The organism is Bradyrhizobium sp. AUGA SZCCT0283 (assembly GCF_018130385.1).
Classification (GTDB): domain Bacteria; phylum Pseudomonadota; class Alphaproteobacteria; order Rhizobiales; family Xanthobacteraceae; genus Bradyrhizobium.
In genome coordinates this window covers 189748-205305 of record NZ_JAFCLU010000009.1, presented here as the reverse complement: position 1 = coordinate 205305, position 15558 = coordinate 189748, and the positions used below count along the sequence as shown (strand labels likewise).

Here is a 15558-nt window from a genome sequence, read left to right as displayed (position 1 = left end):
CATTAGGCTGCTATGTCAAAGTCATGAGCGCTTTCCTTCGTCCTATCCCTGCGTTTGCACTGCTCGCCGCCCTCTGCCTGGCCGCACCAGGCAAGGCCCAAACCCCCGCCCCCGTCGACCTGCGCATTCTCGCGATCAACGATTTTCACGGCTACCTCCGCCCGCCGCCGGGCGGGATCACGATTGCCGATCCCGAGGACAAGACCAGGAAGATCACCGTCCCTGCCGGCGGCGCCGAACACATGGCGACGCTGGTGGACCAGCTTCGCGAGGGTCACAGGAATACGATCTTCGTCGCGGCCGGCGACCTGATCGGCGCCAGCCCGTTTTTGTCGGCGATGTTCCATGACGAGCCGACGGTCGAGGCGCTGTCGACGATGGGCTTGAATATTTCCTCGGTCGGCAATCACGAATTCGACGAGGGCAAGGACGAACTGTTGCGCATGCAGCATGGCGGCTGCCACCCGGTCGACCAATGCCTGGGACCGCATCCGTTTGCCGGCGCGAAATTTCGCTATCTCGCCGCCAGCACGTTCGAGAAGAGCAGCGGCAAGACCGTGTTTCCCCCTTACGAAATCCGCAGCTTCGACGGCATTCCGGTCGCCTTCATCGGCCTGACCTTGAAGGGCACGCCGGGTCTCGTCTCGCCGGTTGGCATTGCCGATCTAGAGTTTCGCGACGAAGCCGAGACGGTCAATGCGCTGATCCCGGAACTGAAAGCACGCGGCGTCGAGGCCATCGTCGTGCTGATCCATGAAGGCGGGCTGCCGACCGGAGACTACAACGAATGCCCTGGCATTTCGGGACCGATCGTCGATATCGTCAAGAAATTCGATCACGCGGTGGATGTCGTGGTCACCGGTCACACCCACCGCGCCTATGTCTGCGAGGTCGACGGGCGGCTCGTCACATCAGGCGACAAATACGGCACGCTCGTCACCGCTGTTGATCTCAAGCTCGATCCCGTCACGCGCGACGTGGTCAGCGCTAAGGCCGACAACAACATCGTGCGATCAGCGACGCTTGCGAAGGACATCAGGCAAACCGCGCTGCTGGAAGCCTATGACAGGGTTGCCGCACCGATCGCCAACCGCCCGGCGGGTTCGGTGACGGCCACGCTGTCGCGCGTGCCCAACAATGCCGGCGAAAGCCCGCTCGGCGACATCATCGCGGACGCGCAGCTTGCGGCGACCAGCCTTGATGCGAAAGGCGGCGCGGTCATCGCCTTCACCAATCCCGGCGGCGTGCGCGCCGACGTCACGCGCAGAGAGGACGGCGCGGTGACCTATGCCGACCTGTTCGCCAGCCAGCCGTTCCGCAATCAACTGGTGACGATCACGCTGACCGGGAAACAGATCAAGGACATGCTGGAGCAGCAATGGCTCGATCCGAAGCGGCCAAGGATCCTGCAGGTGTCGAGGGGTTTTGGCTATGCGTGGGACGGATCGAAGCCGGACGGCGAGCGCGTGCTTGCGGAACGGATGTCGCTGAACGGGCAACCGGTCGATCCCGCCGCGAGCTATCGCGTCACCGTCAACAATTTCCTGTTCGTCGGCGGCGACGGTTTTACCGTGCTCACCCAGGGAACCGCGCCGCAGGTCGGCATCTACGACGTCGACGCGCTGCATGCCTATTTTGGGGCGAACAGCCCGGTCGGCCCGACCGCCGCCGATCGCATTGTCAGGGTCAACTAAGCCTGACGCCGTGGGCCTTTCCGAGCGGCCGCTAACCGCCTGGAGCCCCAACGGTTCTGATTGCATCAGAACCGGGCTCCAATCTTATGTTTTGACGCGTTTTCTTTACGCGAACCGGTATCCACTTCGCTCGAAAACGCTATAGATTAGCCGCTCCTCGCCGGCGCCCGCCTTAACGCCAGGATTTTGCATGACGCTCCTTCTGACGCATACCGCCTGTCTCGACCATGTGACGCCCCCAGGCCATCCGGAACGGCCCGACCGGCTGCGCGCGGTCGCCGAGGTGCTGGCCGAAGAACGCTTCAAGCCGCTCACGCGCAGCGAGGCACCGGAAGGCAATCTCGATTCCGTCACGCTGTGCCATGGCGAGCATTATGTCGGCGAGCTCCGCCATATCGCCCCGCAGAGCGGCATGATCTATATCGACGGCGACACCTCGATGTCGCCGGGCACCTGGGAAGCGGTGATGCGCGGCGTCGGCGGCGCGGTGGCGGCGACCGACGCGGTAATGTCCGGCGTCCACCCGAACGCGTTCGTCGCGGTGCGCCCGCCCGGCCATCATGCCGAGGTCTCCAAGCCGATGGGCTTCTGCTTCTTCGACAATGTCGCCATCGCCGCCCGTCACGCCCAGCGCAAATACGGCATCGGCCGTGCGGCGATCGTCGATTTCGACGTCCATCACGGCAACGGCACGCAGGACATCTTCTGGCACGATCCGACCGTGATGTATTGCTCGACGCACCAGATGCCGCTGTTTCCCGGCACCGGCGCCAGCGGCGAGCGCGGCGAGCACGACACCATCGTCAATGCGCCGCTGGCTTCCGAAGACGGCAGCGCCAAGTTCCGCTCCGCGTTCGAAAACCTGATCCTGCCGCAATTGCGGAAATTCTCGCCGGAACTGATCATCATCTCCGCCGGCTTCGACGCGCATTACCGCGATCCGCTGGCCTCGCTCAATCTCAAGGCGGATGATTTCGGCTGGGTCACGCGCAAGCTGATGGATCAGGCCGAGGCCAGCGCAGGTGGCCGCCTTGTCTCGGTGCTGGAGGGCGGCTACGACCTGGAGGGGCTGAAGGAGTCGGTTGCGGCCCATGTCACCGCATTGATGGGCGGGTAAATCCCCGCCACAATAGCCTCGTAAAAGTAAGCTTGATTCTGTGCCTTGGGGAACCGGGGCGCATCCGGGAACGCAATAATGGCCGAAAACACCCAAGCAGATGTCAAAAAGCTTTCCTTCGAGCGCGCGATCGAGGAGCTCGAATCGATCGTGAAAAGGCTGGAGGACGGCAAGGTGCCGCTCGAGGAATCGGTCACGATCTATGAGCGCGGCGAGGCGCTGAAGCGCCGCTGCGAGGAACTGCTGCGGCAGGCCGAGGCCCGTGTCGACAAGATCACCACCGATGCCAACGGCCAGGTCACCGGGACCGAGCCGCTTGACGTGCAATGATCCCGGACGGGGTGGAAAGTCGATCCCACCAGTCTCCCTTGGCATAATCGAGAGAATCTGGGACGAATTCGGTGCTGGCCTCCCACCGAAAGGCTGAACAGCCGGTCAATTCGCTCGCCGGCCTGGTCGCTGGTTTAGTCGCCGATTTAGTTCTTGGCGCCCTGCCCAGCCTGTTATAGTCGGCCATCACTCCGGGGACTTACGTGCGCGTCCAGCACCGCCATATCATCTATATTCAGGGCTACGATCCGCGCGGGCTGGCGCAATATTACCGCATGTTCCGGACCGAACTGCGCAAGTTCGGCCGGCTTTACCAGCTGCAGGCGACCATCAGCCGGCCCAAGGTCGCTGCCGACGACGAGATCGCGTCCTGGACCATCGATACCAAGGCGGAGGATTGGCAGACCCGCACGGCCTACGATTTCCTCCGGTTCGAGGATTTCATCCAGCAGGACCTGGCGTCGCCGATCTGGCGCACGGTCTTCAGCGCGGTGTGGATCTACTGGCGCCTGGTCTTCGCCGGCACTATCGCCCGCTTCGGCAAGGCGAACTGGCGATTTGCGACTTTCATCACCTATCCGCATTTGATGCTGTTGCTGGAAGCCGCGTGCGCCGCAGCGGTCGCCTTTGTCTTCGAGAAGGGGTTGAATGCGGTCGGCATTCCCGACATTTTCAGCATCGCCATTGCGACCGCCCTGTTCGTCGCCCTGCTCGGCATCGTGCTGAAATACACCGAGAACGCCACCTACGTGCTCTACCTCCTGTGCGACACGATCTGGACGTGGGAGTTCTCGCACCGCGAACGCTCCGAATGGGACCAGCGCATCGACCGCTTCGCGCAGCATCTGGTCAAGACAGCCAAAAGCACCGACGCCGAAGAAATCGTCATCGTCGGCCATAGCTCCGGATCGTTCCTGTCGACGGAAATGCTGGCGCGCGCACTGAAGCTCGACCCCGCGCTCGGCCGTCACGGTCCGCGAATCGTGCTGCTGACGATCGGCGGCAATTTCCCGATCGTCGGCTATCACGCGGTGTCGAAGGAGTTTCGCGAGCATCTGCGCATGCTGGCCATCGAGCCGTCGATCGACTGGATCGACTGCCAGGCCCGCAAGGACGTGATGAATTTCTACCAGTTCGATCCGATCACCAGCCACGGCATCGACGTCGGCGCCTTAAGGCGCAACCCGACGATCGTGCCGGTCCGCTTCCGCGACATCATCCGGCCCGAGCACTACGAGAAGTTTCGCTGGCAGTTCTTCCGCGTGCATTTCCAGTTCGTGATGGCCAACGAACGGCCCAACGCCTACGACTTCTTCATGATCGTCTGCGGACCGGTCCCGCTCAGCGCGCGCGTGGCCGCACCCGACGCCGCGCTGGATGTCGCCACCGGCGATTCCAGGTCGCGCGATCGGGCCTGGAAAAGGATCGAAGCGGCCACGACGGCGGCCACAAATGCCGTCGATTTAGCCAAATTGGAACCATCCGCCCGCCGCAGCGGTTGAAAAATCGAGGTTTTTCCAGCTTCCCGCCCCGGAACCGAATCGACCCTCCGGGTTGGCTTTGGCAGCGGCTTTGGTGTAAAGCTTGCAGTTCTATGGGCTGGGGGAGAGCGGCCTGCCGACGGATTCGCACGGCAGTAAGCGCTTCAAATAGCTAAAGAAACTGAACCGGGAAGGGTTTAGAAGCTACTAACGTGATGCATATCACATGGTTTAAGCCAGAGTGCATCTAGGCTTTCAAATCAGGTACCGGCCTGCCGCGATGGCACCGGGGTCTGGATTTTCACGGCGCGGTTAACGCGCTTCCCATCTCGCGTCGGGCCACTCGCCCTGACATGCAAAATTGGAATATCGCTGTGACCACATTTAGTAAAACGCCGCTTCTCGATACCATCCGTACGCCCGACGATCTGCGCAAGCTCAAGGTCGAGCAAGTGCGCCAGGTCGCGGACGAACTCCGCCAGGAAACCATCGACGCCGTGTCGGTGACCGGCGGCCATTTTGGCGCCGGTCTTGGCGTCGTGGAACTCACCACCGCGATCCACTACACCTTCGACACGCCGCGCGACCGCCTGATCTGGGACGTCGGCCACCAGGCCTATCCGCACAAGATCCTGACCGGCCGCCGCGACCGCATCCGCACGCTGCGCACCGGCGGCGGCCTCTCCGGCTTCACCAAGCGCAGCGAGAGCGACTACGATCCGTTCGGCGCCGCGCATTCCTCGACCTCGATCTCGGCCGGCCTCGGCATGGCGGTGGCGCGCGACCTCTCCGGCGGCAAGAACAACGTCATCGCCGTGATCGGCGACGGCGCGATGTCCGCCGGCATGGCCTATGAGGCCATGAACAATGCGGGCGCGATGAATTCACGCCTGATCGTGATCCTCAACGACAACGACATGTCGATCGCCCCGCCGGTCGGCGCGATGAGCGCGTACCTGTCCCGGCTCTACTCCGGCAAGACCTACCGCACGCTGCGCGAGGCGGCCAAGCAGATCAACAAGCGTCTGCCCAAGATCCTCGCCAACCGCGCCAACCGCGTCGAGGAATATTCCCGCGGCTTCATGATGGACGGCGGCACGCTGTTCGAAGAGCTCGGCTTCTATTATGTCGGCCCGATCGATGGTCATAACCTCGACCATCTGCTGCCGGTTCTGAAGAACGTCCGCGACATGGAAACCGGCCCGATCCTGGTCCACGTCGTCACGCAAAAGGGCAAGGGCTACGGCCCGGCCGAAGCTTCCGCCGACAAGTACCACGCGGTGGTCAAGTTCGACGTCGCCACCGGCGCCCAGGCCAAGGCCAAGCCGAATGCGCCGGCCTACCAGAACGTGTTCGGCCAGAGCCTCGTCAAGGAAGCCGAGAAGGACGACAAGGTCGTCGCCATCACCGCGGCGATGCCGTCCGGCACCGGCGTCGACATCTTCAACAAGGCCTTCCCCGACCGCACCTTCGACGTCGGCATTGCCGAGCAGCATGCGGTGACGTTTGCGGCCGGCCTCGCCACCGAAGGCTACAAGCCGTTCTGCGCGATCTACTCGACCTTCCTGCAGCGCGGCTACGACCAGGTGGTCCACGACGTCGCGATTCAGAGCCTGCCGGTTCGTTTTGCGATCGACCGCGCCGGCCTGGTCGGCGCCGACGGCGCGACCCATGCAGGCTCCTTCGATAACGCCTATCTCGGCTGCCTGCCGAACTTCGTCATCATGGCCGCCTCCGACGAGGCCGAACTGGTGCACATGGTTGCGACGCAGGTCGCGATCAACGACCGCCCGAGCGCGGTGCGCTACCCGCGCGGCGAAGGCCGCGGCGTCGAAATGCCCGAGGTCGGCATCCCGCTCGAGATCGGCAAGGGCCGCATCGTCCGCCAGGGCAACAAGATCGCCCTGCTCTCGTTCGGCACCCGCATGGCCGAATGCGAAAAGGCGGCCGACGAACTCGCCGCCCACGGCCTCTCCACCACCATCGCCGACGCGCGCTTCATGAAGCCGCTCGACGTCGACCTGGTGCTGAAGCTGGCGCGCGACCACGAGGTGCTGCTCACCATCGAGGAAGGCTCGATCGGCGGCTTCGGTTCGCACGTGATGCAGACGCTGTCCGACCACGGCATGCTCGACGGCGGTCTGCGGATGCGCGCGATGATCCTGCCCGACGAGTTCATCGACCACGACTCGCCGACCGCGATGTATGCCCATGCCGGACTCGACGCCAAGGGCATCGTCGCCAAGGTGTTCGATGCGCTCGGCAAGGACTACAAGACCGAGACCGTCAAGCTCGCCTGAGGCGCAGCCGCTTCGGTTCTGATCCGGTCGGAACCGAAGCGCTGACAGAACCAAAGAGCTGGCTCTTTCGCCGGTAATCCCATGAAGATCTACCTGGCAGGTCCCGACGTGTTCCTGCCGGACGCCATCGAGATCGGGCGCCGCAAGGCCGCGATCTGCGCCCGCCATGGCGTGAGCGGGCTCTATCCGCTCGACAACGCGGTCGATCTTTCGGCCGCCGACGCCTCGCTCGCGATCTTCAAGGGCAATGAGGCCATGATGGATGCGGCGGACGCGATCATCGCCAACCTTACGCCGTTTCGCGGCCCCAGTGCCGACGCCGGCACCATCTATGAACTCGGCTACATGGCCGGTCGCGGCAAGTTCTGTCTGGCCTATAGCAACGACCCCGCGCTCTATGTTGAGCGCGTAAAGCGGATCTATGACGTGACCAAATCCGCCACCGGCCATCTGATCGACGATGACGGACTGACGGTGGAAGATTTTGGCCTGCCCGACAATCTCATGATGATCCACACGCTCGATCTGCATGGTGCTAGACTGGTGACGCCGCGGCAGCGGCCTCAAGATATCTGGCACGATCTCACCTCTTTCGAGGCCTGCGTCGCGCTTGCGGCGGATCGCGCCACCGGCAAATCGGACTGACGCAAATCGGACGGACATTGGCTGACAGGAACGACAGCGAGACTTCTGCCCGCAAGCGCGTGGACGTGCTCTTGGTCGAGCGCGGCCTGTTCGAAAGCCGTGCCCGCGCCCGCGCCGCGATCGACGCCGGTGGCGTGACCGCCGACGGCCGGCAGGTGTCGAAAGCGTCGGAGATGATCGCCGCCGATGCCAAATTGTCCGCGCAGCCCGCGCACCCCTGGGTCTCGCGCGGCGGCGTCAAGCTCGCAGGCGCCCTGGAACTGTATCCGATCGAGATCGAGGGCCATGTCTGCCTCGACGTCGGTGCCTCCACCGGCGGCTTCACCGAGGTGCTGCTGGCGAACGGGGCGAGCCTCGTCTTCGCCATCGATGTCGGGCGCGGCCAGCTGCATCCTTCGCTGCGCAACCACCCCAAGATCGTATCGATGGAAGAAACCGACATCCGCAAGTTCGAGGGCAAGCGCCTGCCCGCGCGGCCGGATGTCGTCGTCATCGATGTCAGCTTCATTTCGTTGAAAGCGGTGCTGCCGGTGGCGCTGTCGCTGGCGGCCGCGCCGATGCATCTGCTGGCGCTGATCAAGCCGCAATTCGAGGCGGAGCGGAAGCACTCCAAGCACGGCATCATCCGCAACGCGATGGTGCATCAGGAAATCTGCGACGACATCACGGCATTTGCCGCCTCGCTCGGCTGCACCGATATCCAGGTGTTTCCGTCGCCGATCAAAGGCGGCGACGGCAATATCGAATTCTTCATGGGCGCGCGCCGTGGCTGACAGCGAGCGTCTCGTCATCGACCATGTCGGCCATCACGGCGACGGCGTCGCCATCGCCGGCGGCGGCAATATCTACGTTCCCTACGCGCTGGGCGGCGAAGCAATCGAGGCCGGCCCGGTTCCCGGCCATCATCCCGACCGCCGGCGATTGCTCAAGGTCGAGGCCGCAAGCCTGGAGCGAATCGCGCCGTTCTGTCCGCATTTCGGCGTCTGCGGCGGCTGCGCGATCCAGCATTGGGACGCCGCCCCCTATCGCGCCTGGAAGCGCGAGCTCGTGGTGACGACGCTGGCGCAGGCGGGAATCGATTGCGACATCGCGCCTTTGGCCGATGCCCATGGCGCGGGCCGCCGGCGCATCACCCTGCACGCGCGGATGGGAACGCACGACGTGCTCAAGGTCGGCTATACGGCGGCAGGTTCACACGACATCATTCCGATCGACCGCTGCCCGATCCTCGACCCGCATCTCGACGGCGCGATCGAGGTGGCCTGGGCCATCGCCGAGCCGCTGATTTCGACGGGCAAGCCGCTCGACATCCAGATCACCGCGACCAATAGCGGGCTCGATGTCGATGTGCGCGGCTCCGGCCCGCTGTCGACGGCCTTGATCGCAAGGCTGTCGCGCATCGCCGAACAGCATCGGCTGGCGCGGCTGACGCGCCACGGCGAATTGGTGCTGATGCGAACGCCGCCGGTGATTTCGATCGGCGCCGCACAGGTGGCGCTGCCGCCCGGCTCGTTCCTGCAGGCAACGGTGGCCGGCGAGGAAACGCTGGCCGCGCTGGTGTCAGACCATTGCAAGCGTGCCAAATATATCGCCGACCTGTTCTGCGGCGTCGGCCCCTTCGCGCTGCGGCTTGCAGCGAAGTCGCGTATCGCCGCCTACGACAGCGACGCCGGCGCGGTCGCAGCCTTGCAGAAGGCCGCGACGTCCACCTCGGGACTGAAGCCGGTCAAGGCCGAAGCGCGCGATCTATTCCGCCGCCCGCTGATGCCGCAGGAATTGCGCGACTACGACACGGTGGTGTTCGATCCCCCACGGCAGGGCGCGCAGGCGCAGGCGACGCAGTTGGCGGCGAGCAAGATCCCGACGGTGGTCGCGGTATCGTGCAACGTCACGACATTCGCGCGCGACGCGAAGGTTTTGATCGACGGCGGCTACAGGATCGATGGCGTCACGCCGGTCGATCAGTTTCGTCACACGCCGCATGTGGAATTGGTGGCAAGGTTCAGGCGGTGAGCTCGCGGTAATTCGTAGGATGGGTGGAGCGAAGCGATACCCATCATCCGATTTCGCGTTCCTACCGACGTTCGCCGAACGCATCTCCATGGTCAGAGACATCGCCGGCCCAATCCTCGGGATAAACGCCGAGTTTCACCATGCGATGAAATGACGAATGCGGCCAATCTCCGACCCGCGTCACGTAGCCATGCTTGACTGGATTGATGTGGATGTAGTCGATGTGACGGGCGAAATCGTTTTCATCACGAATGGTGTGCTCCCAATAACGCCGCTGCCATATGCCGCGTTCGCCCTTGGCGGCCCGGCTCTCGGAAATTCGTTCGCCAGCCGGAACACGGCGCGAGAAACCCGTTATGATCAACCGCCAACGCGTGGCAAAGTCAGCATCGCCGTCGGGCATTGTCCAGACCGCGTGAAGATGATCAGGCAGAACAACCATCGCGTCGATCGTGAATGGATGGTCGTGCCGCGCCTCCCGGAATGCTGCCCGCAATTCGTCAATGTGTTCCGTCAGTAGTCGCAGTCGCCGCTCCGCCAGATTAACCGTGAAGAAGAAACTACCTCCAACGACAAAGTTGCGACGGTAATCAGTCATGTCGTCATGCAGGGCATTGCGTGGTTTGATGGGTATCGCTTCGCTCCACCCATCCTACGAAACTACGTCCTCACCTTCCCCACCGGTCCTGCCAGATCTTCTCGCCGATCATGCAATTGACGCGCGCCTCCCGGCCGGCGGCCGGCACGACCGGGCGTTCGGGGGTACGGCCCGCGATCTCGAGCAGCAGCTTGGTGCGGATCGCTTCCTTGAACTTTTCGCGGTCCTTGATCGTGACGACGAACGAGCCGGGGCCGCCAATGACGCAGTCCTCGTAATAGAAATCGAGATTGTCGATATCCATGGTGGAGTAAGACGGTTCCTTCACCATGATCGGCAGGCCGTTGATGACGATGCCCTTTTCCAGCGCAGCATCGCGCGCGATGGTCACGGGCGCGCCGTTGTTGTTTGGGCCGTCGCCGGAAATATCGATCACCCGCCGCAGGCCGCGGTGCGGGTTCTCGTCGAACAGCGGCATGGCGAAGTTGATCGCACCCGAGATCGAGGTGCGCGACGCCCGGCGGATCGGGGTCCTGATGATTTCATTGGCGACGGCGTCGGCCGTCTCCGGCCCGTCGATCACGCGCCACGGGATGATGATCTTCTGGTCGGTGGAGGCCGCCCATTCGAAATAGGTGATCGAGATCCTGCCGTTCGGGCCGCTCTTCAGCGCCTGCAGGAATTCCTTGGAGACGATCGCCTGCGCATAACCCTCCCGCTGCAGCGCGAGTTCATCCAGGTCCATCGAATAGGAGACGTCGACGGCAAGGACGAGTTCGACGTCGACGGTCGGATTGGTTTCCTTGTCGGCCAGTTGACGGCTGGCGGCGTTCGGCTGGTGACCCGGCCGGTTCGTCGGGTTCGGCGCGGCAAAACCCGCCACATCGCCGCCGGCGAGTACGCCCGCGACAAGCACGGCCCCGATCGAGACATACCAGCGCATTGCGGCCCTCCCGTCGAATGACAGTGATGGTGACATGCAAAACGGCCGACGCAAAGCGCTGAAATCATTTGTCCTTCACATTCGGGTTAGGATCAGGCCTCGTCCACCGCCGGCCTGCTCGGACAGGTTCCACACCGCGGTTCAGCTGCCCGGCGCCTGGTTTCCGGATTGAACGATCAGGGCGCCCGGCGCGACAGATGCGAGCGGCCGCACAAGAAGCGGCGCATGGCATGAACATGGTTACGCCCCCAAAACTTCCCGCAAATGACAGCCCGTCGCCGTTGATGCGGTCGGTCGTTATGTCGAGCGGCCTGCTCGCTTTCGGCATGGTGGTCGCGTTGTCGCTTCCGACGCCGCAGTCCGGTACCGCCCGGCCTGAAGCGGCCAAGCCGGAGCCGGTGCTGACGGCGGAGAATGCCGCCGAGCTCTGCCAGCAGCTCTTTGAAGAGCCGAAAGAGTATATCGACGATGCCGCCAAGCGCCGGCGATGGGACCTGCGGCGCGAAAGCTGCAAAGTGGCGTTCGAGGCCAACCCTGCGAACGCAGATTTCAAGGCCGCGTATGCGCGCAACCTGCCCTATGCGCAGAAGGCGGAGGCGGTTGCCATGCTGCGCGAGGCCGCCGCGCAAGGCAGTGCCGAGGCCAATTACCAACTCTACGAGCATCACAAATCCTGGGATCGCGGCGACCTCGATCACGTGCCGCTGGTCACACGCGACGAGGCGGGTCTGGCCCTGCACAAGGCCGCCGAACTCGGCCACCCCTTTGCCACGCAGATGCTGATACGCCGGCTCGAAGACGGGGACATCGTCAAACGCGATCCCGTCGCCGCGCGATACTGGGCGGAACGTGCCGTCGCCAACCCTGCAAAGGACGCAAGCAAAGGAAGTCTGCTGGTGACGCTGGGGCGTCTACTGGCGACGTCGGACAAACCGGACGAGCGCGCCCGCGGCCTCGACATCCTGGAGAGAATGGCAAAGGCTGATGTATTCGGCGCCAAGCGCGAATTGGCCATCGCCATTCGCAAGCAGGATCCGGTGCGCGCCCGAGCCCTGCTCGAAGAATCCCGCCGCCCCGATCCCGGTGGCGCCATCGTCCCGCTCGCGGAAATGCTGATCGCGGGCGAAGGCGGCGCGGCCGATCCCAAGCGCGCGCTGTCGTTGCTGAAAGGCACGTCCGACAGCTGGATGGCAAAGGGGATGCTCGGGCAGCTCACCCTCGAAGGCAAACTGGTGCCGCGCGACATTCAGGAGGCGGTCACCCTGATCGACCGCGCCGGCACCTGGGATTTCAACGCGCGCATGCAGGTCGTGCGGCTGCTCGCCGAATATCCGCAAACACGGGTCAGCCATCCGAAGCGCACGCTCTACGATGCCGTCCAGGCCGCGGAACTCGACGAACCCGGCGCGATGGCCGCCCTGATCGAGCTGAAACTCTCGGCAAACGCCCAGTTTCAGGACCGGCCCGGAGCCTGTAAACTGATCGAGGCGGCCGTCAGCCGCGGCGATCAGACCATGGCGCAGCGCCTGGCGGATTGCCGCGCCAACTGAGCGCGGCGGGCCCGCGTCACTCGCTCGCTTGCCGGACTTGACTGGAAATGGCCAATACTGTCGTCACGCCAAAAACAAAGGTCAAAACCCAGACCGAACGGCCGCGCCTGCACAAGGTCATCCTCATCAACGACGACTACACGCCGCGCGAATTCGTCGTCACCGTCCTGAAGGCCGAGTTCCGCATGACCGAGGACCAGGCCCACAAGGTGATGATCACGGCGCACCGGCGCGGCGTCTGCGTCGTCGCCGTGTTCACCAAGGACGTCGCCGAGACCAAGGCGACGCGCGCCACCGACGCCGGCCGCGCCAAGGGCTATCCGCTGCTGTTCACCACCGAGCCGGAAGAGTGACACCTCCGTAGCCCGGATGAAGCGGAGCGTAATCCGGGATAGATCGTAGACTGCGGGGAGCGACCCGGATTGCGCTTCGCTCCATCCGGGCTACGGGAGTCTTCAGGCCGCCGACTTTTCGTCGACCAGGCCGTACACGCGTGCGGCCTTGGAGAAACCGGCGACAGGGAACTCGCCGAGATCGCTCCAGCCGCCCCGGCAGATGCCGGCAAATCCTTCGGACGCCACGACCGTGCGGCCGAGCTGGCTGGCGATCTTTTCCAGCCGCGCCGCCAGATTCACCGCCGGTCCAATGCAGGTGAAGTCGAGCCGGTTGCCGCCGCCGATATTGCCGTAGAGAATTCGCCCGACATGCAGTGCCACGCCGAAGCGGAACCGTTCGACGGCGTCGCCGATCGGACACTGCAACTCGGCGACGCTGGCGCGGGATTCGTGGGCGGCTTCGAGGACGCGGCTGCAAACCTGCTGCTCGTCGCCGACATATTCATCGATCGGGAAAACCGCGAGCAGGCCGTCGCCCATATATTTCAGCACTTCGCCGCCATGATTCCGGATCGCGGCAACCTGGCAGTCGAAGTAATGGTTCAGGACGTCGACCACGGTTTCCGCCGGCACGCGATCGGACAGCGAGGTGAAGCCGCGCAGGTCGGACAGCCAGATCGCGGCGTTCATGGTCTCGGTGTGGCCGCGCCTGATCTGGCCGCCGAGGATCCGTTCGCCGGCGCGGTTGCCGACATAGGTGTCCAAAAGGCTCGCAGCGGTGCGGGTCAGGGTGATAATTTCGACCACCCGTGCCAGCGGCTTCACGAGGCTCCGCAGCGCCGCCAACTGCTCATCCGTGAAACCGCCCGGCTGTTTGGTGGTCCAGCTCGATCCATTCACCGTGCCGCCGATAAAGGGCAACGGCAGCGCGACATAATCCGTGACGCCTTCGGCGCGAAGCTCATCGATGATCGGAAAGCGCTCGCTCCGGGGATCATCTGTCCGGGCCCGAACCTCCAGCCCCTGCTGGAACACGATGATCAGCGGACTGGTATGAAAGCCCGGTGACTCCAGGATATTGTAATCGACCGTGCCGACCTCGACCTCGGCGCCCGGTTTCCAGATGAAATTGCGCCCGTAGATGTCGGGATGCAGCGTGCGGACGAAGACGCCGACACGCCAGAGCGGCAGGCCCGCCGCGACCATCCGTTCGCAGCACTCGGCCATAAACCGGCTCGGGCTGGCCGCGGACCTGCCGCCGTCGATCAGCCAGTCGGTCAGTTCGTGCAGTTTCGATGCATCCATGACGCCGGTATTTGCCGCGCAAGTTCAGCGCGCGTCAAGGCGACACCGACGCTTGACGTTGCGGCAACTCGGCCCGTCAGCCGAACTCTTTAGCCGACCTGGCCGCGATGGCGCAGGAAATGGTCCGCCAGCACGCAGGCCATCATCGCCTCGCCCACCGGCACGGCGCGGATGCCGACGCAGGGGTCGTGGCGGCCTTTTGTCATGATATCGGTGTCGGCGCCGGCGCGATCCACCGTCTTGCGCGGGGACAGGATCGACGAGGTCGGCTTCACCGCAAAGCGCACCACCACCGGCTGGCCGGTCGAGATGCCGCCGAGCACGCCGCCGGCATGGTTCGACAGGAAGCGCGTGCCGTTATTGCCGGTGCGCATCTCGTCGGCGTTTTCCTCGCCGGACAATTCGGCAGCGCCAAAACCTGCGCCGATCTCGACGCCCTTCACGGCATTGATACTCATCATCGCCGCCGCCAGCTCGCCGTCGAGCTTGGCGTAGATCGGCGCGCCCCATCCCGGCGGCACGCCTTCGGCGACCACTTCGATGACGGCGCCGATTGAGGAGCCGCTCTTGCGGATACCATCGAGATACTGCTCGAAGAACGCGGCCTTGTCCTTGTCGGGGCAGAAGAACGGATTGCGCGCGATCTCGTCCCAGTCCCATCTGTCGCGGTCGATCCTGTGCGGGCCCATCTGCACCAGCGCGCCGCGCACCTTCACGTCAGGCAGGATTTTGCGTGCGATGGCGCCGGCGGCCACGCGGGTGGCGGTCTCGCGCGCCGACGACCGTCCGCCGCCGCGATAATCGCGCAGGCCGTATTTGGCCTCATAGGTGAAGTCGGCGTGGCCGGGGCGAAACTTGTCCTTGATCTCGGAATAGTCCTTGGAGCGCTGATCGGTGTTCTCGATCAACAGCGCAATCGGCGTTCCCGTCGTCACCTGCACACCGGTCTCGGGATGGGCCATCACGCCGGACAGGATTTTGACCGCGTCCGGCTCCTGGCGCTGGGTGGTGAAGCGCGATTGTCCCGGGCGACGGCGATCCAGATCGTGCTGGATGTCCTCATTGGTCAGCGGGATCAGCGGCGGACAGCCGTCGACCACGCAGCCGATCGCGACCCCGTGGCTTTCGCCGAAGGTCGTGACCCGGAACATGTGGCCGAAGGTGTTGTGCGACATTTGGAGCTCGAAATCGCCGGATTGGCCCGTGTGGTAACGCGCGGAGAGCATTGGGTCAAATGGGCTCCGGCG

14 protein-coding genes are annotated in these 15558 nt (G+C 64.1%); 10 read left to right on the top strand and 4 right to left on the bottom strand.

Going from position 1 to position 15558, the window contains the following annotated elements:
* Positions 1-23: 23 nt before the first annotated feature.
* From JQ624_RS15325 to JQ624_RS15290, 8 genes are all read left to right on the top strand, one after another.
* Entirely contained in the window at positions 24-1694 is a 1671-nt protein-coding gene (locus JQ624_RS15325; RefSeq protein ID WP_212419725.1) for a bifunctional UDP-sugar hydrolase/5'-nucleotidase, read from the top strand.
* A 190-nt stretch (positions 1695-1884) separates the two neighbouring features.
* Positions 1885-2811: a histone deacetylase family protein gene (locus JQ624_RS15320; RefSeq protein WP_212419724.1), complete on the top strand. Its 927-nt coding sequence runs from the start codon at positions 1885-1887 to the stop codon at positions 2809-2811.
* Between the two features lie 78 nt (positions 2812-2889).
* Positions 2890-3141, top strand: coding sequence for an exodeoxyribonuclease VII small subunit (locus JQ624_RS15315; RefSeq protein ID WP_212419723.1), 252 nt, complete (start codon positions 2890-2892; stop codon positions 3139-3141).
* Positions 3142-3344: 203 nt separating this feature from the next.
* A complete protein-coding gene (locus tag JQ624_RS15310; RefSeq protein ID WP_212419722.1) occupies positions 3345-4643 on the top strand; it encodes a hypothetical protein in 1299 nt (432 codons plus the stop codon).
* A gap of 332 nt (positions 4644-4975) precedes the next feature.
* Complete coding sequence (gene dxs / locus JQ624_RS15305) at positions 4976-6922, top strand: 1-deoxy-D-xylulose-5-phosphate synthase (protein WP_212419721.1); 1947 nt, start codon at positions 4976-4978, stop codon at positions 6920-6922.
* 81 nt (positions 6923-7003) lie between these two features.
* The gene (locus JQ624_RS15300) at positions 7004-7567 is read left to right on the top strand and encodes a nucleoside 2-deoxyribosyltransferase (RefSeq protein ID WP_212419720.1); all 564 of its coding nucleotides are present in this window, start codon (positions 7004-7006) and stop codon (positions 7565-7567) included.
* A gap of 17 nt (positions 7568-7584) precedes the next feature.
* Positions 7585-8340 (top strand): TlyA family RNA methyltransferase, encoded by a 756-nt coding sequence (locus JQ624_RS15295; RefSeq protein WP_212419719.1) that lies wholly within the window; start codon positions 7585-7587, stop codon positions 8338-8340.
* Complete coding sequence (locus JQ624_RS15290) at positions 8333-9580, top strand: methyltransferase (RefSeq protein ID WP_212419718.1); 1248 nt, start codon at positions 8333-8335, stop codon at positions 9578-9580. Before JQ624_RS15295 ends, JQ624_RS15290 begins: the two co-directional genes overlap by 8 nt.
* 61 nt (positions 9581-9641) lie before the next feature.
* On the opposite strand, the gene JQ624_RS15285 is transcribed toward JQ624_RS15290, so the two are convergent.
* Both JQ624_RS15285 and JQ624_RS15280 read right to left on the bottom strand, forming a co-directional pair.
* Positions 9642-10178, bottom strand: coding sequence for an REP-associated tyrosine transposase (locus JQ624_RS15285; RefSeq protein WP_212419717.1), 537 nt, complete (start codon positions 10176-10178; stop codon positions 9642-9644).
* 70 nt (positions 10179-10248) lie between these two features.
* Complete coding sequence (locus JQ624_RS15280) at positions 10249-11121, bottom strand: DUF1194 domain-containing protein (protein ID WP_212419716.1); 873 nt, start codon at positions 11119-11121, stop codon at positions 10249-10251.
* A gap of 230 nt (positions 11122-11351) precedes the next feature.
* On the opposite strand from JQ624_RS15280, the gene JQ624_RS15275 reads away from it, so the two are divergent.
* On the top strand, positions 11352-12671 hold the full coding sequence (locus tag JQ624_RS15275; protein ID WP_212419715.1) for a sel1 repeat family protein: 1320 nt from the start codon (positions 11352-11354) through the stop codon (positions 12669-12671).
* A gap of 47 nt (positions 12672-12718) precedes the next feature.
* Positions 12719-13024: an ATP-dependent Clp protease adapter ClpS gene (gene clpS, locus JQ624_RS15270; protein WP_212419714.1), complete on the top strand. Its 306-nt coding sequence runs from the start codon at positions 12719-12721 to the stop codon at positions 13022-13024.
* A gap of 102 nt (positions 13025-13126) precedes the next feature.
* On the opposite strand, the gene JQ624_RS15265 is transcribed toward clpS, so the two are convergent.
* Together JQ624_RS15265 and aroC are read right to left on the bottom strand one after the other, a co-directional pair.
* On the bottom strand, positions 13127-14311 hold the full coding sequence (locus tag JQ624_RS15265; protein WP_212419713.1) for an adenylate/guanylate cyclase domain-containing protein: 1185 nt from the start codon (positions 14309-14311) through the stop codon (positions 13127-13129).
* 89 nt (positions 14312-14400) lie between these two features.
* Positions 14401-15486, bottom strand: coding sequence for a chorismate synthase (aroC, locus tag JQ624_RS15260; RefSeq protein WP_212419712.1), 1086 nt, complete (start codon positions 15484-15486; stop codon positions 14401-14403).
* Positions 15487-15558 lie beyond the last annotated feature (72 nt).

Bases quoted from the DNA above. Each gene is read 5' to 3' on its own strand.
- dxs (WP_212419721.1), top strand. From the start codon at position 4,976: ATGCAAAATTGGAATATCGCTGTGACCACATTTAGTAAAACGCCGCTT.
- JQ624_RS15325 (WP_212419725.1), top strand. From the start codon at position 24: ATGAGCGCTTTCCTTCGTCCTATCCCTGCGTTTGCACTGCTCGCCGCC.
- aroC (WP_212419712.1), bottom strand. From the start codon at position 15,486: ATGTCGCACAACACCTTCGGCCACATGTTCCGGGTCACGACCTTCGGC.
- clpS (WP_212419714.1), top strand. From the start codon at position 12,719: ATGGCCAATACTGTCGTCACGCCAAAAACAAAGGTCAAAACCCAGACC.
- JQ624_RS15320 (WP_212419724.1), top strand. From the start codon at position 1,885: ATGACGCTCCTTCTGACGCATACCGCCTGTCTCGACCATGTGACGCCC.
- JQ624_RS15315 (WP_212419723.1), top strand. From the start codon at position 2,890: ATGGCCGAAAACACCCAAGCAGATGTCAAAAAGCTTTCCTTCGAGCGC.
- JQ624_RS15300 (WP_212419720.1), top strand. From the start codon at position 7,004: ATGAAGATCTACCTGGCAGGTCCCGACGTGTTCCTGCCGGACGCCATC.
- JQ624_RS15265 (WP_212419713.1), bottom strand. From the start codon at position 14,311: ATGGATGCATCGAAACTGCACGAACTGACCGACTGGCTGATCGACGGC.
- JQ624_RS15280 (WP_212419716.1), bottom strand. From the start codon at position 11,121: ATGCGCTGGTATGTCTCGATCGGGGCCGTGCTTGTCGCGGGCGTACTC.
- JQ624_RS15285 (WP_212419717.1), bottom strand. From the start codon at position 10,178: ATGACTGATTACCGTCGCAACTTTGTCGTTGGAGGTAGTTTCTTCTTC.
- JQ624_RS15275 (WP_212419715.1), top strand. From the start codon at position 11,352: ATGAACATGGTTACGCCCCCAAAACTTCCCGCAAATGACAGCCCGTCG.